Source organism: Kordiimonas aestuarii (genome assembly GCF_025574465.1).
Taxonomy (GTDB): Bacteria; Pseudomonadota; Alphaproteobacteria; order Sphingomonadales; family Kordiimonadaceae; genus Kordiimonas; species Kordiimonas aestuarii.
Map to the genome: position 1 here is coordinate 104,132 of NZ_JAOBPP010000018.1, position 18,889 is coordinate 123,020.

Here is an 18,889-nt window from a genome sequence, read left to right on the forward strand (position 1 = left end):
CGTAGCTACATGAAATCTTTCTGCGTCCGGATACTTAAGGGTGCGATTTTTATGCGCTCTTAACGCCTCAACACCCTGCTTCTTCTCCCGCCTTTATGGCAGAAACATTATGCTTCTGCGCCAGAGGAGACCCCAATGGCCAAAGCAGACAGCAGCATAGACGGATATATTGAACAGGCAGCCACCCACTCAACCAATATACAGGAGTGGTTGCTGGCGTACCTGCAACAGCCCGACACCTATACCCAGTTCGCTCTTATCGCAGGCATTGTTGCCATAGGCCTGACCATTGGTCGTGTTGCGCAAAAAAAGATCGCGGAGCCGATAGAGGACGACCGCGATAACATCCGGACGGTCCGGAAGATTGCGCCAAGACTGGCCGCGCTTATTGCGCCCGCGATCAGTGTTATACTCCTGATTGCTGCTGCGCGGGTAGCCCTTCGTTTCATGGAAACGACAGAAGTGCTGGAAACCGCGACGCGGATAGCCACCATCTGGTTAATGTGGACATCAATTCGCTCCCTCGTCGACAGCCCCTTCATCCGGACAATAGGCATGTGGATTTTAGTGCCCGCCGCTTTGCTGCACGCCTTCAATGAACTGGTACAAGTGATCGACGCACTCGAAAGCGCAAGCTTCGAGATCGGAAAGGTTGAAATTACCGCTTACACCGTCATCAAAGGCATCGTGTTTTTAAGCATTCTGTCCTGGCTTGGTAAATTCCTCAGCCAGTCTGGCGGTGAATATATCCGCCGGAAAGAAAGCCTGACGATCTCAACGCAGGAACTGCTTGTGAAGCTGTTTGATATCGCGCTTTACGTCATCCTGTTCATTGTATCGCTGGACCTGATCGGCATCGACCTGACAGCCCTGACAGTTTTCAGTGGAGCCCTTGGCGTGGGCCTTGGCTTCGGCCTGCAGAAAATCGCTTCAAATTTCATCAGCGGGATCATCCTTTTGAGCGAACGATCAGTCACCCTTGGCAATCTTGTCGAGATGGACAGCGGTACCCTTGGTTACATGCGCAAGCTGGGCGCCCGTGCCAGCGTGATCGAAACCTTCGACGGCAAGGAGGTGATGGTGCCAAATGAAGATTTCATCACCTCTCGCGTTGCCAACCTTACCCATACGTCAAACAATGGGCGCATCGATATTCCGGTAGGTGTGTCCTACAATACCGACCTTTCTGCCGCCCACGACTGCATCCTAGCTGCGGCAACGGACTATGACGGCGCATCCAGTGATGATGACTATATGCCGCAATGTTTCCTGCGCTCGTTCGGTGACAGCTCGGTTGATTTCCTGCTGACCTTTTGGGTCGACGATGTGCACAAGGGCCGCTGGCGGGCCCAGAGCGATGTCATGTTCGCTGTCTGGAACAATCTGAAGGAAGCCGGTATCGAAATCCCGTTCCCACAGCGCGACTTGCACCTCAAAGATGCCAAGATCGACTTCGGCGACACCTCCCGTTCACTCGCGCCGGCCAAAGAAGACGAAGAAGACAGGGAAGTCGAGAAAAAAGACAAGGCAGCATAAATCTGGGGCGCAACGGAAAACAGAGAAGGCCCCGCTATGCAGGTGCGGGGCCTTTGTCGGTGGACGGGATGAACAGGGCTATGCCGCCTGCCCCTCATGTTTACCTTCGCAGAACTCCTCGATCGCCTTGGCACAGAAGGCTTCAAGGTCATCAGGGTTCCGGCTGGTTACCAACCCTTCATCCACCACGACCTCCTTGTCTACCCACGCGCCACCGGCGTTTTGGATATCGGTCCGCAAGCTTGGCCACGACGTGAGCGTTCGCCCTTTAACCACATCGGCCTCAATCAGTGTCCACGGACCATGACAAATCGCGGCCACAGGCTTGGACTGTTTGAAAAATTCTTTCACGAAAGCGACGGAGGGTTCGTTCAGGCGCAGGCTGTCGGGATTATGTACACCGCCGGGCAGCACCAAACCGTCATAGTCGCCGACCTTGGCATCAATCACCGTCTTATCAACGCTGAACATGTCGCCGAATTTGTCGTGGTGCATGCCTTGAATTTTGCCGTCCTTGACGGAGATCAGCTCAACATCGGCACCAGCCTCCTGCACTTCTTCCCAAGGCCGGGTCAGCTCGATCTGTTCAAAGCCATCCGTTGCCAGAAAGGCAATCTTTTTACCTTTGAGTTTATGGTTGTTTGTCATCTTTACCTCCAATCCTTTGATTACCCGTATTTACGGTTGTCATGCATGTCCGGCTTTTCACCGGTCAGGTTGGCCTTCGCGATCTCGAACAACTTGACCATGCCATTGCTTTCGGAGTCCCATACCTCGGCCTGAGTGACCTGTACGCCCATAAGGGCAACATTCGGGTCATCTTTGCCATCAGGGAACCACGCGGCCGCTTCGGCATTCCAGAACTTGTCGATCAAGGCTTTGTCATCGGTGAAGCGGACAAAACCGGATAGCGAAACATAGGTCGCCTTTGACGGGTTGGCATAGGTGACACACACCCGGTCGTCTTCGGTGAACTCACCAACCTTGTCTGAAGCTTTGGACGTGAAGAACCACAGCATGCCATCAAAATCATGTTGTTCATGACGCATGGGCCGGGCGCGCAGCACACCCTGGTCGTGGCTCGTGATCATCGCCACTTTGGTGCCCTTGATATACTCCCAGATTTCCTGTGCCTGTTCTCTTGTCATCATCGAAAACTCTCCTCTTGAACATGCCCAAACCAGCCATGGAGTGGGCCGTGGTGCCAGACAGAGAAAGGATGGTGCCTCGCGCGGCATCCTTTCGCCGCATGCGCTGGAGCTTCCTTGATACAGGAGCTCAGATCAGGATCCGATACCATGCACTGTGCCTCATATAAAAAGGCAATAAACAGCACTTGGGGATAGGCCACCGGGGTGTAGGCATTGATGCAGCGCTTATGCGGTTGGCGCGCCTTCCCAATAGAGAATGGAGGCAAAATTCTGTTTGCTGGACTATTGAATGCCAATTCAGCATGAAGGTCTTGCCATGCCTGCCTCTGTCGCCCCATTTATTGCCCGCCACAAAGTCCTCGCGGGCCTCATCGTTGGCCTTGCCATCGTCTTGGTGGCGTCACGCCTGTTCCTGCCCTACTGGCTGAGAGATTATATCAATGCTGAAATTGACAAGCTTGAGAATTACACCGGCTCGGTCGAAGCGGTAAGTGTGTCTGTATGGCGGGGAGCCTACCAAATTCATGGCATGAATATCCGCAAGACCAAAGGCGGGCTGGACAAACCGTTTGTCGCTGCGAATACGATTGACCTTGCTGTCGACTGGGGAGCCCTGGTCAGGGGGCGTATCGTTGCGGAGGTTGATATCTACGAGATCAACCTGACCTTTGCAAAAAACCAGACCGGCCAAGGCGCAGGCTGGCCCACATTTGTGGAGGTCATTTCACCATTGGATGTCAACCGCCTGACCGTGCATGGTGGTCGCCTCGCGTATATTGACTATACGGCGGACCCGAACATCAACCTTTACGTTGACGACATCGTTCTGTCGGTTACAAACCTGCGCAATGTGACCGATGCAGAGAATAAACTGCCGTCCCGCGTGGATGCCTATGGGACGTCCGTCGGGGGCGGGGTCCTGACCATGGGCGGCAACATGAATTTTATGAAGGATACTCCTGATTTTGATTTCGGACTGGAACTTCGGGATGCTGACCTCACGGCGTTTAACGACTATGCCCGCGAGTATGCCCTTCTGGATTTCAGCAAGGGCACTGTTGGCATTTTTGCCGAACTCGCAGCTGCGGATGGGCATGTCGTCGGCTACGTCAAGCCCGTCGCCACCGACATCGCGTTGATAGACCTTGATCAGGACAAAAACCCCTTCAACATCATATGGGAAGCACTGGCTTCCCTGTTTATCGAGTTATTTGAGAACCAGCCGAAAGATCAGTTCGCAGCCCGCGTGCCAATTGAAGGAGACCTGAACAATCCCGACGAGGATATGTGGGCTGCGTTTTTCAGCATCTTTAAAAACGCCTTTGGGCAGGCCTTCAGCAAGGATGAAGACGGGACCGTTGAGTTCAACGACGCCTATATCGAGGCGATTGAAGAAGCGCAAAAAGACAAACAAAAGGACGAGGAAAAACCCGCGGCACAGCCAGAAGAAACCGCTACCTAAGCTTCTTCTTTTTCCTGTTGCCCGAACCTCACGATATACGGAAACACCACAAGCGCCATCACCACCGCCAACGCGGCACCATAGGCAATTTCAAGCCCAAACCGCTGGGATGGCGGGAAGTCCGACAGGGCAAACACCGAAAACCCGATCATGATTGCGAGTGTGGACACCACCGCCGGACGCGCCTGTGTCGACAATGCTTTTTGCCAGACATCCAGCTGTCGCATGCTGCCGCCTCCCATTTCCTTCAGGTGGCGCTTGGCCGTGACTGTCAGGTGAATCATGTCATCAACAATCAGCCCCAGGCAGATGTTGATCGCAGGTGAAGAAATGATATCCACCGGAATACCAAAGACGCCTAGCGTCCCCAAAACGATGCCGGACACACAGACCGCACACACCATGACCCCGACCGAGACCATCAGCGAACCAGAAACGATAAACCCGATCACTCCGAACATGATGATCAAGGTAATAACACCCATTGTCATACTGCGTGCGACCGAGGCCGCCAACTCGCCCTGCAGGTAGTATGTACCGCCTGTCGCCGTAACTTCAAAACCATACTCAAGTGGCAACTTGGTGATCTCATTCACAATAGGCAGACGATCGCGCGTGCGATCATTCTCGCGCATGCGCAGCATAAACAGGGCTTGTGTACGGTCTTCGGTGACGAAACTTTTGGCGATGGCCCCATATTCAGGTTTTGAAAGGATATCAAGCAGGATATTCCAGGGCAGTAAGCTGCCAAGCCAGTGTTCATTGCCTTCAGCCATAATAACCGGCAATGAAATCACGGAGCCGACAGACCCGTGGTCGGCAAAAGCTGACTGTAATTTCCACATACGATCATAGGCTTCGCTCTCATCCAGCTTTTCAAGGTTGTCACTACGCACGACAATAAGAAGCGGATTACTGCCGCCGTTTTCGTCGACAAAAAATATGCCTTTGTGCAGGTCTGACTCTTCCTTGAAATATGACAAAAGGCTTGGATCAGTATTGAGCCGCGCCAGCCCCGGAAGCCCCAGCCCTAGCGCCAAGGCGAGGGTCACGCAGGTAACCGCCATTGGCGCATGCCTGAATGCCTTCGCCTTTTTCACCCCATCGAGGGCCGGTGTTTTGCTTTTTACGCCGTCGTGCAAAAAAGCCGGAAAGATAAGATACGCACATAAAAGCGCCGAGAACGCACCGATAGTCCCGCCCACTCCCAGTTGGTTCAACGGTTTAGCTTCCACGAAAATCAGGCTGAAGAATCCAAGTAGTGTTGTCAGGGCCGCCCAGGTGGACGCGGGCAATGTATGGCCGATTGTCGCCCTCCGTCGTCCCCCTGGTTCCTCGGCATCAATATTTCGCCAGTTTGAAGTCAGGAAAATCACGTGGGATAATGTGAGCACAAAAACTATAATGCCCAGATTGGCGGTCAGAATACCAATGGATACACCCATCAGGCTTTGTATTGTCAGCGTCAGCATTGCCGCCGATGCGCAGGCCACGAGCGCACCAAGCACCACCCGCACCGACCGAAATACTGCAAAAACCACCAATGCGCTCAGCAGGATGGCACCTGTTGTGAAATTTTTCATGTCGCGCATCAAATTGCGCCGTATCTGCTCGACAATATACGGCAGCCCCGAGATACGGATATCGAACCACCGGTTCTTTTCCTCGCCAACGATTTGTTCTATTTCCTCAACCAGCGGCGCAAACTCATCCGTATCGACAAAGGCCAGGACAAAACTTGATTGCTCGTCCTTGCCAATCAGCAGACGACGCCATAGCGGGTTCTCTCGCGCGGCCTCAAGGTCGTCCGGTCCATTGGTAATACTTTGGACATCGGTCACCCCCTCCACCGCCTTCACACGGTTGGTAACAATGCCTATCTTTTCGATGAAATTGGGGTCTTCAATACTGCCAGCCGTTGTAACGTTGAGCAATATCTGCTGCTGAGACGGGAAGACATCCCTGATCGTCTGGTTTTTTTTGAAGATTTCGCTGTCGGAAGAGAAAAAGAAATCTGGCGTGATCTTGGGCTCAAGATTCACCTTGAAGAAAAACGCGGCAACAATCAGGACAACAAAAACCGGCGCCAAGATTAGTGAATACCTGCCAGCCACCCCGCCGGTCACGGATTTATCAGTCACACTCGCCCCCTTGCGTTGGTGCGTGTACTATGCGGTACATTCAGATAAATGTGTATAGAGAATTGTGCCAGGCTTCCCTTTGCCGTGACACAGAAGCAAGCCGGGCGGCAGTGCCACCCGGCTTCCCGTTACCTATCTAGTCACCAGGTTACCCTTGGGTCAGGACGGTGATCTTGGCGGAGACGATCTGCTCGCCAATACCAAGGCCAGCTGTCTCATCACCCATCACGCCAGTTACTTTTACCTTCTGGCCCGCTTTCACGGACAGGGGTTTCAGCGGATGTACATCGATGCTCTCACCGCTTTTATCACGCAGCTTGAAGCTGTTGTCTTCGATGTCCACTTCCTCAACCATACCGGATATGGTCACCATACCTTCGTCCGGCAGGGCGTCTACGGTATCAAACTCGGTTTCCGAAGCGCTGAAATCAACGGTGCTTTCGAGCGACGCTTTGAGATTCTTTTTGTCGTCACCGGTCGCTGTCGCCATTTCATCGGCGGCATCAACAATGGTTACGCTTGTCGCATCAATCTCCCGGCCGATACCGACAAACTCATCATCCATCACACCGATAATTTTTACGCGGTCACCCTCTCGGATGGTAACAGCGCTCATCGATTCAACGTCGATGGTTTTACCGTGGGCATCACGAATGGTGAATTCGGTGTTGCTATCAACGTCCTCCACCGTGGCGGTGATCGTCACGTTACCTTTTTCGGGCAGTTGATCGATCATGGCGTATTCCTTGTCGCCCGCTGAGGCAGCGCCAGCAGCAGCAAACAGAAAACCAGCCGTAACAAGTGCAGTTGTAGATTTGTAAAGCATCGCTTTTCTCCTTCCGTCATATACGTGCTCAGCGGCTATTGGCTTATAGCGGCCTGAGCACGTGAGCAGACTTAATAGCTACCGGCATGGAAGTCAGAATTCGATGGGGACAGATATGCCGCGATGCTAAGAAAGCATAAAGACCAGCAAGAAACGCCGAAAAACGTGGGAATTGAGGCAATACGATGGCGTCAACACGGCGGGTCAATGGCCATCAGATGGCATAAAGCAGGCTGGCTGTTTTACCAATATGAAACAGGCCTGCGCTGATGGGTAAATGGCGGAGAGTGAGGGATTCGAACCCTCGGTACGCTTGCACGCACAACGGTTTTCGAGACCGCCCCATTCGACCGCTCTGGCAACTCTCCGCATTCGGGGCATGGCCGCACATGGGGTGCGACAGCGGCGCGCACCCTACTCCAAGGGCCTGACCCTTTCAAGCGCTAATCTTCAGAAAGATCGAGGAAATATTTTCTCACGTCCTGATGGGGTATCTGGCAGCTCTCCGTGCGGCCAAACCAGCGGTAGCGATTTCGGCCAATCCAGTTGTAGACAGCATCGCGCAAAGGCTTTGGCACGATGAGAAAAATCGCCAGAAGACGCCAGGGAAACCGAAGTTTAGCGGCTATCCTCAGCGCTGCACTTGATCTGTCATAAAGCTTGCCGTCCAGAACAAGATAAATGGTATCGAGCTGTGCGGTAACCCCAAAACCAGACAGAAGCTCAGTCGCCACATGGGACTGGATGGCGGCAAAGCAAAAGATGTTTTTGGTGTCCCGTTTCAGCACAAATCGCACACTGCTGTTGCACAGATTGCACACACCATCATACAGCATGATAGGCACGTCACTCATGGTATGGCCTTCTGCTTCCTGTCTTCCGAATAAGGCTCTATCCAGTCATCCTGTACAAGAAACGTGCGCTCAACACGGGCGAGGTCCAGTTCCGGGGCAATAAAGCGTTCCATCGGCCTGCCGTTGGCGGAAACAAAGGATTTTACAAACACCTGCGCATCCCTGACCGCATAGCGCCGACGCCAATGGTCGCGAAGATGATGTGCGAACTCCAGGATCATGTCAGGCCGCGCCACCATCTTGCGCACCTGTCTGCCGTCCAGAAAATCATCAAGGTCAACCTTCCAGCTTCTCTCCGACCTTGGGTCTACCACGCGAAAAGCGATTTCGCCTTCCTTGTCCCGCAACTTCATGCGCCAGGAGAAACGGTGCCCCTGCTCATTCCAGGCGACATTGCCGGAATAGAGATAGGGCCTGAGCGGCAACAGCGCCTGAGACCCAAGCCAGACGCAGACAAAAACCGTCACCAACGGCTGTGCAGGCAATGTGATGCGCCTTACCGGCAAAATAACCGGCCTGTGCGACACCAAGCCCGCGACCCGGCGCGGCCATGACGCGTCCAGAAAAAGCAGCGTGCCAACAATGGTCAGCCAAGGGAAAATCCCGATTTGCCATAGGAAATGGTTGGAGATATGAAACCCGGCATAGACAAAAAACACCACCCCCCTTACCCCGGGCACCAGCAGAAGCGGCGCGCCAATGATATGGAGCGCCGCCGCCGCCCACGCCGCATACACGCCAAAGTCAGGCGCACGCAGCATATCCGCGATCACACCCGGGAACTTGTCAGCGTCTCGCGCCAACCAGTCCCGCAGAGGCAAGCCGTTCAGCCAGTCAGAATTGAGTTTCACGAGCCCAGCCCAGAGGAGCATGATTTCCATCTGCCCGCGTGCGAGCCACTGCGACCAGCCGGGCATTGTCTCGTCGCCGCTCACTCGCCCCAGCATGCGGTCAAGCGACCACACGCGGTTCGCCGGAATAACGGCAAGAATGAAAGCAAGCAGGATGGTAAAGTAAAAATGGTTCAGATACTGCGCTTTATCGAGCAGGAAGATATAACTGAACAATAGGAACAGCCCCATCGCAGCCACACGGAAAAACAAGCCCACCATGACAAGAAAGGCGCATATCGCCAAAAGCTTGGTTACCCATAACATGAGGGCAGGCGGCAGGGGCTCAACCCAGCCAAAACCGTGATAACTGAAGCGAAAAGCAGGGAAAAGGAACTTGTCCTCTATCCAGTTATGGGTCTCATACCGCCATGCTTCATAAAGGATAACCGCACCAAACAGGACGCGAAAGACCGCGAGCGATGCACCATCAACCGGCGCAAACAACCGCTGTTGCCAATCCCTCAACCTGCCCTTGACCATATACCCAGCCCTGTTCACTGTCTTTAACCTGCGTAGCATGGCGAAAGCTGACTGACCAGATGGCGCTATCGTCATTATTTACTGGACTATACAGTCCAAAAAACTATTTTGGCCCTAGGGAAAGTTGACGGGCGCGGCAATCACGCTACCGTCACGCTCAAGACAAGGTCATTCAATTAGGTAAGGAACGGCACAGACATGGCGCTACCGAAACAGTTTTCAAACCTGCGGATTCCGGTGATCGGCTCGCCGCTTTTCATCATCTCGAACCCCGATCTGGTGATCGCGCAGTGCAAGGCCGGTATTGTGGGCGCGTTCCCGGCGCTTAACGCGCGCCCGGCCCCGGTGCTCGAAGAGTGGCTAAAGCGCATCACGGAAGAGCTGGATGCCTATAACCAGGCCAACCCCGATAAACCCGCCGCGCCTTTTGCCGTAAACCAGATCGTGCATAAATCGAATGAACGGCTGATGCACGATGTGGACCTGTGCGTAAAATACAAGGTACCGGTCATCATTACCTCCTTGGGCGCTGTGAAGGAAGTCAATGACGCTGCGCATTCCTATGGTGGGGTGGTGATGCATGATGTCATCAACAACCGCTTCGCCAAAAAGGCCATTGAAAAAGGCGCTGATGGCCTGATCGCCGTTGCGGCAGGCGCTGGTGGCCACGCCGGTACGCTGTCACCCTTTGCCCTTATTCAGGAAATCCGTGAATGGTTTGATGGCCCGCTAGCCCTTTCCGGCTCCATTGCAACCGGCGGTGCTGTCCTCGCGGCCCAAGCCATGGGGGCTGATTTTGGCTATATTGGTTCCGCCTTTATCGCGACAGAGGAAGCCAACGCGGATACCCGCTACAAGCAGGCAATTGTGGAGTATGGTGCGGACGATATCGTGTATTCGAACCTTTTTACCGGTGTACACGGCAATTATCTGGCTCCGTCCATTGAGGCCGCCGGCCTCGACCCCCGGAACCTGCCAGAGAGCAACCCGTCAAAAATGAGCTTTGGGTCAGGCGGCAGCGAAAAATCCAAAGCCTGGAAGGATATCTGGGGCTGTGGTCAGGGCATCGGTGCCGTAAAGGAAATTGTCCCCGCCGCCAAAATGGTCGATCGGCTGGCAAACGAATATTTCGCCGCCAAAGGTCGCCTGACCGGATTTGCCAAAGCAGCCGAATAACCTTCTGACAGTTGAACCCAAAGGGTGGCTCTTGCCACCCTTTTTTATTGCGACCTCTTGACACTCCCCCGCTCGCCGCCGAACCTGCGGGAAAGAAATATCAAGGGGGAGTTGTCATGCAATTTGATCGCCGCACATTTCTGGCAGGTGCCGCAGCCACTGGGGCTGCGGCGCTCACACCTCGCGCTGCTAGCGCGCTGCAAGGTAAAGACCTGATGGCGCTCTATGACAATGCTGTTGTCATCGATACCCTCAGCTTCGCACACAAATGGGACGATGAGGAATACGAAGCCGTCAAGCAATCGGGCTACACCGGCATCATCACAAGCCTGAACCGGCACTCCCTCAAGGTCGCGCTTGATCAGTTGCTGGAATGGCACCAGCGCGTGGACGAGCACCCGGACCGCTATATGTTCGCCCTGAAGGCCGACGATTTTCTGGCCGCCAAAAAGGCCGGACGCATGGCAGTGATGATGAACTTCCAGAACGCGACCATGCTCGAAGGTGACGTGGATAACATCGACATCCTTTACGAGATGGGCATGCGCTGCTTCCAACTTACCTACAACAGCCGTAATCTTGTGGGAGATGGCAGTACGGAGCGCACAAACGCCGGGCTTTCCGACTTTGGCGTCGCCGTGGTGGAGCGCATGAACAAGCTTGGCATTCTTGTCGACGTATCGCACTCGGGCAAACAAACCACCCTTGACGCGATTGACGTTTCCAGGAAACCGATTGCTTTCACCCATACCATGTGTGAAAGCCTGCGCCCCGGCCACCCGCGCGCAAAGGAGGATGCGGTTTTGAAAAAGCTTGCTGAGAGTGGCGGCGTCGCGGGTATCGCGGCTCTGGGGTATTTCCTTGGCAAAAACCCGGGGACGGAAACAACAATTGAAACCTATGTGGACCATATCGACCATGCGGTCAAAGTGATGGGCATTGACCATGTGGGCCTCGCCACCGATTTCCCGGTGCGCGGTATTGCAAGCTGGGCAACCAGGGAAAATTGGTACGACCCGCGCCTCAAGAGCTTCAAACCTGTTTATGACGTGCAGTGGCCATCATGGATTCCCGAACTGGACACACCTGACCGGTTCCGCAATGTGCTGCCGATCCTCGACCGGCGTGGTTATTCAACCGGCGACATGGAAAAGCTTTTGGGTCAGAACTGGTTGCGACTATTCAGGGAAACACTGGGCTGACCTTGCCAGACCCACGCAAGGGAGCTAGCTCACCACCTTCATGGGCTTTTCATTGACCGACAGGCTGAAAATGTCAGGGCGCGCATAGTGCCCCACGACATCAAGGTCATATTTGCCACGGATGATGGCTGACCGGTCCATCTCTGCCACCTGTATGATCTCCTTGCCAAAAACGGGAGGCGCGAGCACTTCCCCCATGGGGGAGATGATGCAACTGCCTCCCGCGATCAGCACGGTTTCCGGCTCGTCGCCCTGTATGGGGTGATAGTCGGCAGGACCGTCCCCCCGCAAAAGATACTGGCACGCGGAAAGCACAAAACAGCGCCCTTCAAGGGCAATCGTCTGCATGGTGGGCAACCATACGGCGCGGTCGTCAACGGTGGGGGCGCAGTAAAACTCCACCCCCTTGCCATACATCGCCAAGCGGAGTTGCGGCATGTAGTTTTCCCAGCATATCGCGCCGCCAAGGGTGCCTATTTCTGTTTTTGGCGCAGCAAGCGTGGATCCGTCACCAAAGCCCCACACTACCCGCTCAAGCGCGGTCGGCATGAGTTTGCGGTGTTTGCCTATCAGTTCGCCGCTCGTCGCATAATATAAAGAGGTGCAATAAAGCGTGCCGCCCTCGCGCTCGACCACGCCCACGACAAGATAGACACCGTTCGCAGCCGCCAGCTTACCAATCGCGTCCGCGTCCGGTCCGGGCACAGTGATGGCCTGTTCTGCATAGCGCCGGAACATGTCACGACCGTCATTACTGCGGGAGCCCAGACGAACGCCAAAATCCAGCCCCTTGGGGTAACCGCCCACAAAAGCTTCAGGCAATACGACAAGCTTTGCCCCCTTGCTGGCTGCATCGCTGATCAGGTCCCCGAGTTTTGCAAAGGTTTTCGCCTTGTCAAACAGGGGCGTTCCCGCCTGCACAACCGCACCAACAACCATATCCATCACCGCTCCTCCAGTAATCAGGCTTCATCTGTAACGTTCGCCCGTTGTTTTGCCAACAAACAACGCTTGACCGACCGGGCGTTTTCCTTGCGCACCACCGCCTTTTCCATTGACTCACGCGTTCATATCCGTATATTCCGCGCGAGTTGGCGGAAGGAAACGATTCCTGTCCGTCACTTTTGCTTTGAAAAAAAGCCAGCGGAAACCGCCCAAAGTGTGGGACATTTCAAAGGGTTTGGTCCACCCGGTTGTCTGCGGCGTACATTAGAAAGGAACATTTATGTTCGCAGTCGTAAAGACAGGCGGTAAACAGTACCGCGTAGCCGAAGGCGACGTGATCAAGGTTGAAAAACTTGATGGCGAAGTTGGCAAAAACATTACCCTCGACGAAATCCTCATGTTTGGCGACGACAAGGGCATCAAAGTTGGTGAGCCACTTGTAAAAGGCGCTAAAGTGACCTTCGAGGTTCTGGAGCAAAAGAAAGACAAGAAGATCATCGTCTTCAAGAAAAAGCGCCGTCAGAACTATCGCCGTAAAAAAGGCCATCGCCAGGAAATTACGGTTCTGCGTGTGACGAAGATCGCTGGCGCAGCTGCCAAGAAAGCAGCGCCGAAAAAGAAGACTGAAGAAGCAGCGGCTGAGTAAGACACGGCCCGATTAGATAAAGGAGTACTCTGATGGCTCATAAAAAAGCTGGTGGTAGTTCCCGTAACGGTCGTGACAGTGCTGGTCGCCGTTTGGGTGTAAAAAAATTCGGTGGTGAAGCAGTTCTCGCGGGCAATATCATTGTTCGCCAACGCGGCACCAAAGTATATCCGGGTGAAAACGTAGGCATGGGTAAAGACCACACCCTCTTCGCATTGACCGAAGGCCACGTGAAATTCTCCAAGGGACGGGGCGGTCGCTCTTTCGTTTCCATCGAGGATTAATCCCCGGCATACATGCCGTTGATTTTGGAGAAGGCGGGCTCTCGAGTCCGCCTTTTTCCGTGAGCGTGCTATCACGCCGCGATAAACCGGCGCACAAACTTTGCGCTAAAGCCTAGAAATTATTGCGGACCTCTGGCGTCATGCGCCTTTTCCGCAACCTTGCGATCTGATAAAAGCGGGCCATGAAATTTGTAGACCAAACCAGAATCTTCATCCAAAGCGGCAAGGGCGGCAACGGCTGCGTCTCCTTCCGACGGGAAAAATTTGTCGAATTCGGCGGGCCAAACGGCGGTGACGGCGGCAAGGGTGGCGATGTTGTTGTTGAGGCGGTCACAGGTCTGAACACGCTTGTGGATTACCGATACAAGCGGCATCACAAAGCACAAAAAGGCCAGCATGGCATGGGCAAGAACATGACCGGCGCCAACGGTCAGGACCTTGTACTCAAGGTCCCTGTCGGCACGCAGGTTTTTGACGAAGACAAGGAATTCCTGATCGCGGACCTCACCAAGGTAGGCGACCGTGTGATCTTGGCCAAAGGTGGTCACGGCGGGCTTGGCAACACACACTTCAAGTCCTCGACAAATCAGGCCCCGCGCCGCACCACCCCCGGCGGTGAAGCCGAGGAAATGTATGTGGTCTTCCGCCTGAAGCTGATCGCAGATGCCGGGCTTCTGGGTATGCCTAATGCTGGTAAATCAACTTTTCTCAGCGTCGTTTCCCGCGCGAAGCCAAAGATTGCCGATTATCCCTTCACCACCATCGCACCCCAACTTGGTGTTGTCGGTGTGGGGGAAAACGAATTTGTCCTCGCGGACATTCCAGGCCTTATTGAGGGTGCCAGCGAAGGCGTTGGGCTTGGTACCCGGTTCCTTGGCCATGTGGAACGCTGCGGTGTGCTGCTACACCTGATCGACGGCACGCAAGAGGATGTAGTAAACGCCTACGAGACCATCATGAACGAGCTTGAACAATATGGTGGTGAGCTTGTCGACAAGCCCATGATCATCGGCCTGAACAAGTGCGATTCCGTGGAAGCAGAAGAGCTTGAGGAAAAACGCCTCGCCCTGCAAGATGTCTCCGGCCAGCCTGTCATGACGCTTTCGGGTGTCACGCAGGAAGGCGTGAAAGATGTACTCTCCGCCCTCTGGGACGTGGTCAAGGAAGACAAGGCCCAGCGCGCCAAAGAGGAAGAGGGCAGCGCAGGCACCGAAGAAGACAGTTCAACAACCGGTGGCGAGTGGTCCCCCATCTGAGGCTAAAACGTCATGAGCGCGCGCACGGCTCCCGCGACAATTGAGAAGTCTCGCCGTCTTGTGATCAAGATTGGTTCGGCCTTGCTCGTTGACGGACAAACAGGCCAACTGCGTGCAACATGGCTTGAAGCGCTGGCGAAAGACGTTGCGCGCCTCAAGGCACGGGGCACACAGGTTATCCTTGTCTCATCTGGCGCGATCGCCATGGGGCTTGAACCCCTTGGCTTTGATCGTCGCCCTGCCCGGCTTGAGGAAGCCCAGGCCGCAGCGTCCGTTGGTCAAATCCGCCTTGCCCAAGCTTACCAAAGCCTTTTTGGCACGGAGGGCATGGTCATCGGCCAGATCCTGCTGACAATTCACGACCTCGAAAACCGGCCAAGCTACTTGAACGCGCGCAACACTGTTGAAGCACTCATCGAGCGCGGCGTTATCCCCGTGATCAACGAAAATGACACCGTCGCCACCGCAGAGATCCGCTTTGGCGACAATGACCGGCTCGCGGCCCGCGTCGCACAAATGGCAAATGCCGATACACTAATTCTGCTAAGTGACATCGACGGGCTTTATGAATGCGACCCGCGCGAAAACGCGAATGCTCGTTTTCTTGACTGTGTTGAAGCCATCACGCCAGAGATAGAGGCCATGGCGGGCCCCCCTGCGGCCATCACACCCGGCACCGGTGGCATGATCACCAAACTCAAGGCCGCCAAGATCGCACTCGCGGGCGGTTGTTCGATGATCATCATGAACGGCCACGCGGACCATCCGGTCACACGACTTGAGCACGGTGAGCGGTCAACCCTGTTCCCGGCGACGACAGACCCACTGACAGTGCGCAAGCAGTGGATCACCTCTCTGATGGCACCGAAGGGCTTCATTCATGTTGACGCGGGCGCGGTAAAAGCTCTCAGGCGAGGTGCAAGCCTCCTGCCTGCGGGCGTAACAGAGGTCGATGGCTCATTTAACCGGGGTGACCTCGTTGCATTTGTGGGTCCGGATGGCCACATTGTCGGGCAAGGCCTCACGTCCTATAGTGCTGAACACGCGGCGCTGATGCAGGGCCATACCATGCAAGACGCCTATGAGGTGCTTGGCCATGTCGGCCGGTCCGCCCTCGTCCACCGCAACGATCTTGTGCTGATGTAAAGGAGATCATCATGAATGACACCCAGAACATCCCCAAAATGATGACCGAGATGGGTTTGCGCGCCAAAACCGCCGCCAAGGCGCTTGCGCTCGCCAGCACGGACGCAAAAAACCACGCGCTCCGCACAGCTGCCGCACAGATGCGCGCCCGCGCCAAGGACATCATCAAAGCCAATGCAGACGACATTGAGTTCGCGAAAAATAAAGGCCTGTCAGATGCGATGATCGACCGTCTTGTGCTGAACAAGGACCGTATCAAAGCCATCGCTAAAAGCCTTGAGGACATCGCAGCCCTTAAAGACCCTGTGGGGAACGTGATCGCGGAATGGGACCGCCCCAACGGCCTGAACATCGCCCGTGTGCGCGTGCCACTGGGTGTGATTGGTGTAATATACGAAAGCCGCCCCAATGTAACCGCAGACGCCGGTGCCCTGTGCCTCAAGGCAGGGAACGCCGTGATCCTGCGTGGCGGCAGTGAAAGCCTGAACTCCAGCCGCGCCATCCACGATTGCCTGGTTTCGGGCCTTACGGACGCAGGCTTACCCGAAGCTGCCATCCAGTTGGTGCCGACACGCGACCGCGCCGCCGTAGGCGAGATGCTGACCATGGCTGGCGTCATTGACATCATCGTACCACGCGGCGGCCGATCGCTGGTTGAACGGGTGCAAAATGAAAGTCGGGTGCCAGTCTTCGCGCACCTTGAGGGTATCTGTCACGTCTATATCGATGGTAGCGCCGACCCAAGCAAGGCGAAGGATATCGCGGTCAACGCCAAGATGCGCCGTACCGGGATCTGTGGCGCCGCAGAGACACTGCTCATTGACCGTAAAGCGGAAGCCATCGCCATTTTTGCTGTGGGTGCGCTCCTTGACGCGGGCTGCGAAGTGCGCGGTGACACGGACATGCAGATGTTGGATGACCGGATCAAGCCAGCCGTTGATGAGGACTGGAATACCGAATATCTGGATGCGATTATCTCCGCCCGCTTTGTGGACGGGGTCGAGGATGCCATCGCACATATTGCAGAGCATTCCTCCGGCCATACAGAAAGCATTATCGCTGAGGATGCTGGCGCTGCCGCCAAGTTCCTGAATGAGGTCGACAGTGCAATCGTGATGCACAATGCCTCAACCCAGTTCGCCGACGGTGGCGAGTTTGGTATGGGCGCCGAAATCGGCATCGCCACCGGACGCATTCATGCCCGCGGGCCTGTAGGGCTTGAGCAGCTCACCAGCTTCAAGTATCAGGTCCGCGGTGACGGCCAGACAAGACCTTGACGTTTGACATTACGCCCCACATATCAGCTCTTACCTGAGGCTGCCCGGTGGCGTGGGCGTACCGTCGCACTGTATGGCGGCAGCTTCAACCCGGCCCACAAAGGCCACCGGCGCGTCGCCCGCGAATGCCTGAAAAGGCTGGATGTTGACGCGATCTGGTTCATGATCAGCCCCGGCAACCCGCAAAAGGCTGAAAACACTATGGCCGCCTTCAGGCGGCGACGCGAAAGCGTCGCCATGATGGTTGGGCACCATCCGCGCATGATTGTCACCGATGTCGAGAAACGCCTTGGCACACGGTACAGCGCTGACACAGTTTTGGCGCTCCGGCGCGCCATGCCGGAAACTCGGTTTATCTGGGTGATGGGGGCGGATAATCTGGCCTCCTTCCATACCTGGCGCCGCTGGAAAGATATTGCCACGTCGCTTCCCATTGCGGTTTTTGACCGTCCGGGGTATGCTGTGCGTGGGTTGAACAGCCGGTTCGCACGGTGTTTTGCTCAGTTTCGCAAAACACCACAAGAACTTAAGGCATCCCGGTCACCGGCTTGGGCGTTCGTGACAATGCCACGTCACCCCGCCTCAGCCACACAGGCTCGCCAGCTCTTGGGTGAAAAATGGCTGTCGAGTTTCGAGAGAAAGGAAAATTAGTTGCAGGCATCATCGGAGACGCTTGGCGTCACTGAACCTCACCAGGCCCTAGTGGCCGAGGACATCTTGAAAATCGCGGTTTCCAACCTTGATGACAACAAGGCAGAAGAAATCACTTCCATCAATTTGGCAGGTAAATCCAGCATCGCGGATTATATGGTCATTGCGAGCGGTCGTTCGCAACGCCAGGTTTCCGCGCTGGCCGACTATGTTATCAAGGGCCTAAAATCCGAAGGCCACAAGGACATCGTTGTGCAAGGACTTGAGCAAGCTGACTGGGTGTTGATTGACGCAGGCGATGTTGTCATTCACATCTTCCGGCCTGAAGTGCGTAGCTTCTATAATCTCGACAAGATGTGGGGCACGGCGCTTGAAGAAGGCGAAACGCTGAACTAAGCGTTTCAAGCTGACCTGCCCGCGCACGCCGTGGGCACCGGACCACTGGACAATTGAGGCAAAGCCACATTTTACCATGGCTTTGAAGAGGGTGCTGTGCAGCTTTCCATCATCGCGATCGGCCGGATGCAACGCGGGCCCGAGCAACAGCTTGTAGACGAATACCTCAAGCGACTGCCCTGGAAATCCTCCGTTGTCGAAATCGAGATCAAAAAACAAGCAGCCAACGCGGAGGAGCGTAAAGCCCGCGAGGCGGAGCGCCTTCTGGCCGCTGTTCCTGATGGCGCTGCCCTGATTGTACTGGACGAGCGCGGCAAGGCCCTAAACTCCCGCGCATTTGCCGGGAAAATCGATGCCTGGCAAGCCACCGGGTACAGCAACCTTGCCATCATCATCGGCGGCGCTGATGGGTTGCATGAAAATGTCTACGCCCGCGCCGACCTGAAGCTTGCATTTGGCACCTTAACTTGGCCACATATGCTTGTGAGGGTGTTGCTGGCAGAACAAATTTACCGCGCTTGGTCGATTAATGCTGGGCACCCCTATCACCGCGATTAAAATAGTGGC

General features: G+C 55.2%; 19 protein-coding genes and 1 tRNA gene. 12 read left to right on the top strand and 8 right to left on the bottom strand.

Features of this window, described 5'->3' with window-relative positions; genetic code table 11:
* Positions 1-135: 135 nt before the first annotated feature.
* The gene (locus OEU85_RS06505; RefSeq protein WP_262690646.1) at positions 136-1,536 is read left to right on the top strand and encodes a mechanosensitive ion channel family protein; all 1,401 of its coding nucleotides are present in this window, start codon (positions 136-138) and stop codon (positions 1,534-1,536) included.
* 78 nt (positions 1,537-1,614) lie between these two features.
* Here the strand turns inward: OEU85_RS06505 and OEU85_RS06510 are convergent, their stop codons facing one another.
* Positions 1,615-2,184 (bottom strand): type 1 glutamine amidotransferase domain-containing protein, encoded by a 570-nt coding sequence (locus OEU85_RS06510; RefSeq protein ID WP_262690647.1) that lies wholly within the window; start codon positions 2,182-2,184, stop codon positions 1,615-1,617.
* 20 nt (positions 2,185-2,204) lie between these two features.
* A complete protein-coding gene (locus OEU85_RS06515) occupies positions 2,205-2,687 on the bottom strand; it encodes a pyridoxamine 5'-phosphate oxidase family protein (RefSeq protein ID WP_262690648.1) in 483 nt (160 codons plus the stop codon).
* A gap of 289 nt (positions 2,688-2,976) precedes the next feature.
* On the opposite strand from OEU85_RS06515, the gene OEU85_RS06520 reads away from it, so the two are divergent.
* Positions 2,977-4,149, top strand: coding sequence for a DUF748 domain-containing protein (locus OEU85_RS06520; protein ID WP_262690649.1), 1,173 nt, complete (start codon positions 2,977-2,979; stop codon positions 4,147-4,149).
* Here the strand turns inward: OEU85_RS06520 and OEU85_RS06525 are convergent.
* The 5 genes from OEU85_RS06525 to OEU85_RS06545 form a co-directional block, all read right to left on the bottom strand.
* Positions 4,146-6,290 (bottom strand): efflux RND transporter permease subunit, encoded by a 2,145-nt coding sequence (locus tag OEU85_RS06525; protein ID WP_262690650.1) that lies wholly within the window; start codon positions 6,288-6,290, stop codon positions 4,146-4,148. The genes OEU85_RS06520 and OEU85_RS06525 overlap by 4 nt on opposite strands.
* Positions 6,291-6,438: 148 nt before the next feature.
* Entirely contained in the window at positions 6,439-7,116 is a 678-nt protein-coding gene (locus tag OEU85_RS06530; RefSeq protein ID WP_262690651.1) for a hypothetical protein, read from the bottom strand.
* Between the two features lie 278 nt (positions 7,117-7,394).
* Positions 7,395-7,484, bottom strand: a tRNA-Ser gene (locus OEU85_RS06535).
* Positions 7,485-7,559: 75 nt separating this feature from the next.
* Positions 7,560-7,970, bottom strand: coding sequence for a thiol-disulfide oxidoreductase DCC family protein (locus tag OEU85_RS06540; protein ID WP_262690652.1), 411 nt, complete (start codon positions 7,968-7,970; stop codon positions 7,560-7,562).
* The gene (locus OEU85_RS06545) at positions 7,967-9,343 is read right to left on the bottom strand and encodes an HTTM domain-containing protein (protein ID WP_262690653.1); all 1,377 of its coding nucleotides are present in this window, start codon (positions 9,341-9,343) and stop codon (positions 7,967-7,969) included. The genes OEU85_RS06540 and OEU85_RS06545 overlap by 4 nt, the downstream gene beginning before the upstream one ends.
* A gap of 198 nt (positions 9,344-9,541) precedes the next feature.
* On the opposite strand from OEU85_RS06545, the gene OEU85_RS06550 reads away from it, so the two are divergent.
* Both OEU85_RS06550 and OEU85_RS06555 read left to right on the top strand, forming a co-directional pair.
* Positions 9,542-10,519, top strand: a complete 978-nt coding sequence (locus tag OEU85_RS06550) for an NAD(P)H-dependent flavin oxidoreductase (protein WP_262690654.1) — start codon at positions 9,542-9,544, stop codon at positions 10,517-10,519.
* A gap of 116 nt (positions 10,520-10,635) precedes the next feature.
* A complete protein-coding gene (locus OEU85_RS06555; protein ID WP_262690655.1) occupies positions 10,636-11,721 on the top strand; it encodes a dipeptidase in 1,086 nt (361 codons plus the stop codon).
* 24 nt (positions 11,722-11,745) lie between these two features.
* On the opposite strand, the gene OEU85_RS06560 is transcribed toward OEU85_RS06555, so the two are convergent.
* Positions 11,746-12,666: a carbon-nitrogen hydrolase family protein gene (locus tag OEU85_RS06560; RefSeq protein ID WP_262690656.1), complete on the bottom strand. Its 921-nt coding sequence runs from the start codon at positions 12,664-12,666 to the stop codon at positions 11,746-11,748.
* A gap of 280 nt (positions 12,667-12,946) precedes the next feature.
* Between OEU85_RS06560 and rplU the strand changes: the two genes are divergently transcribed.
* The 8 genes from rplU to rlmH all read left to right on the top strand — a co-directional run bounded on the left by rplU (position 12,947) and on the right by rlmH (position 18,880).
* The gene (gene rplU, locus OEU85_RS06565; RefSeq protein WP_262690657.1) at positions 12,947-13,312 is read left to right on the top strand and encodes a 50S ribosomal protein L21; all 366 of its coding nucleotides are present in this window, start codon (positions 12,947-12,949) and stop codon (positions 13,310-13,312) included.
* Positions 13,313-13,344: 32 nt separating this feature from the next.
* Positions 13,345-13,596: a 50S ribosomal protein L27 gene (rpmA, locus tag OEU85_RS06570; RefSeq protein ID WP_262690658.1), complete on the top strand. Its 252-nt coding sequence runs from the start codon at positions 13,345-13,347 to the stop codon at positions 13,594-13,596.
* Positions 13,597-13,778: 182 nt separating this feature from the next.
* Positions 13,779-14,852, top strand: a complete 1,074-nt coding sequence (gene obgE, locus OEU85_RS06575) for a GTPase ObgE (RefSeq protein ID WP_262690659.1) — start codon at positions 13,779-13,781, stop codon at positions 14,850-14,852.
* A 12-nt stretch (positions 14,853-14,864) separates the two neighbouring features.
* Positions 14,865-15,998 carry a glutamate 5-kinase gene (gene proB / locus OEU85_RS06580; RefSeq protein WP_262690660.1) on the top strand — a complete coding sequence of 378 codons (1,134 nt, stop codon included), beginning with the start codon at positions 14,865-14,867 and terminating at the stop codon, positions 15,996-15,998.
* Positions 15,999-16,009: 11 nt separating this feature from the next.
* Positions 16,010-17,275 carry a glutamate-5-semialdehyde dehydrogenase gene (locus OEU85_RS06585; protein WP_262690661.1) on the top strand — a complete coding sequence of 422 codons (1,266 nt, stop codon included), beginning with the start codon at positions 16,010-16,012 and terminating at the stop codon, positions 17,273-17,275.
* A gap of 3 nt (positions 17,276-17,278) precedes the next feature.
* Positions 17,279-17,926: a nicotinate (nicotinamide) nucleotide adenylyltransferase gene (gene nadD / locus OEU85_RS06590; RefSeq protein WP_262690662.1), complete on the top strand. Its 648-nt coding sequence runs from the start codon at positions 17,279-17,281 to the stop codon at positions 17,924-17,926.
* Entirely contained in the window at positions 17,927-18,322 is a 396-nt protein-coding gene (gene rsfS / locus OEU85_RS06595; protein ID WP_262690663.1) for a ribosome silencing factor, read from the top strand.
* Positions 18,323-18,418: 96 nt separating this feature from the next.
* Complete coding sequence (gene rlmH / locus OEU85_RS06600) at positions 18,419-18,880, top strand: 23S rRNA (pseudouridine(1915)-N(3))-methyltransferase RlmH (protein ID WP_262690664.1); 462 nt, start codon at positions 18,419-18,421, stop codon at positions 18,878-18,880.
* Positions 18,881-18,889: the final 9 nt, after the last annotated feature.

Coding starts and splice junctions, on each gene's coding strand:
- OEU85_RS06510 (WP_262690647.1), bottom strand. CDS start 2,184: ATGACAAACAACCATAAACTCAAAGGTAAAAAGATTGCCTTTCTGGCA.
- OEU85_RS06555 (WP_262690655.1), top strand. CDS start 10,636: ATGCAATTTGATCGCCGCACATTTCTGGCAGGTGCCGCAGCCACTGGG.
- OEU85_RS06550 (WP_262690654.1), top strand. CDS start 9,542: ATGGCGCTACCGAAACAGTTTTCAAACCTGCGGATTCCGGTGATCGGC.
- OEU85_RS06530 (WP_262690651.1), bottom strand. CDS start 7,116: ATGCTTTACAAATCTACAACTGCACTTGTTACGGCTGGTTTTCTGTTT.
- OEU85_RS06540 (WP_262690652.1), bottom strand. CDS start 7,970: ATGAGTGACGTGCCTATCATGCTGTATGATGGTGTGTGCAATCTGTGC.
- rpmA (WP_262690658.1), top strand. CDS start 13,345: ATGGCTCATAAAAAAGCTGGTGGTAGTTCCCGTAACGGTCGTGACAGT.
- OEU85_RS06585 (WP_262690661.1), top strand. CDS start 16,010: ATGAATGACACCCAGAACATCCCCAAAATGATGACCGAGATGGGTTTG.
- OEU85_RS06560 (WP_262690656.1), bottom strand. CDS start 12,666: ATGGATATGGTTGTTGGTGCGGTTGTGCAGGCGGGAACGCCCCTGTTT.
- rplU (WP_262690657.1), top strand. CDS start 12,947: ATGTTCGCAGTCGTAAAGACAGGCGGTAAACAGTACCGCGTAGCCGAA.
- proB (WP_262690660.1), top strand. CDS start 14,865: ATGAGCGCGCGCACGGCTCCCGCGACAATTGAGAAGTCTCGCCGTCTT.
- OEU85_RS06520 (WP_262690649.1), top strand. CDS start 2,977: ATGCCAATTCAGCATGAAGGTCTTGCCATGCCTGCCTCTGTCGCCCCA.
- obgE (WP_262690659.1), top strand. CDS start 13,779: ATGAAATTTGTAGACCAAACCAGAATCTTCATCCAAAGCGGCAAGGGC.
- OEU85_RS06515 (WP_262690648.1), bottom strand. CDS start 2,687: ATGATGACAAGAGAACAGGCACAGGAAATCTGGGAGTATATCAAGGGC.
- OEU85_RS06505 (WP_262690646.1), top strand. CDS start 136: ATGGCCAAAGCAGACAGCAGCATAGACGGATATATTGAACAGGCAGCC.
- OEU85_RS06545 (WP_262690653.1), bottom strand. CDS start 9,343: ATGGTCAAGGGCAGGTTGAGGGATTGGCAACAGCGGTTGTTTGCGCCG.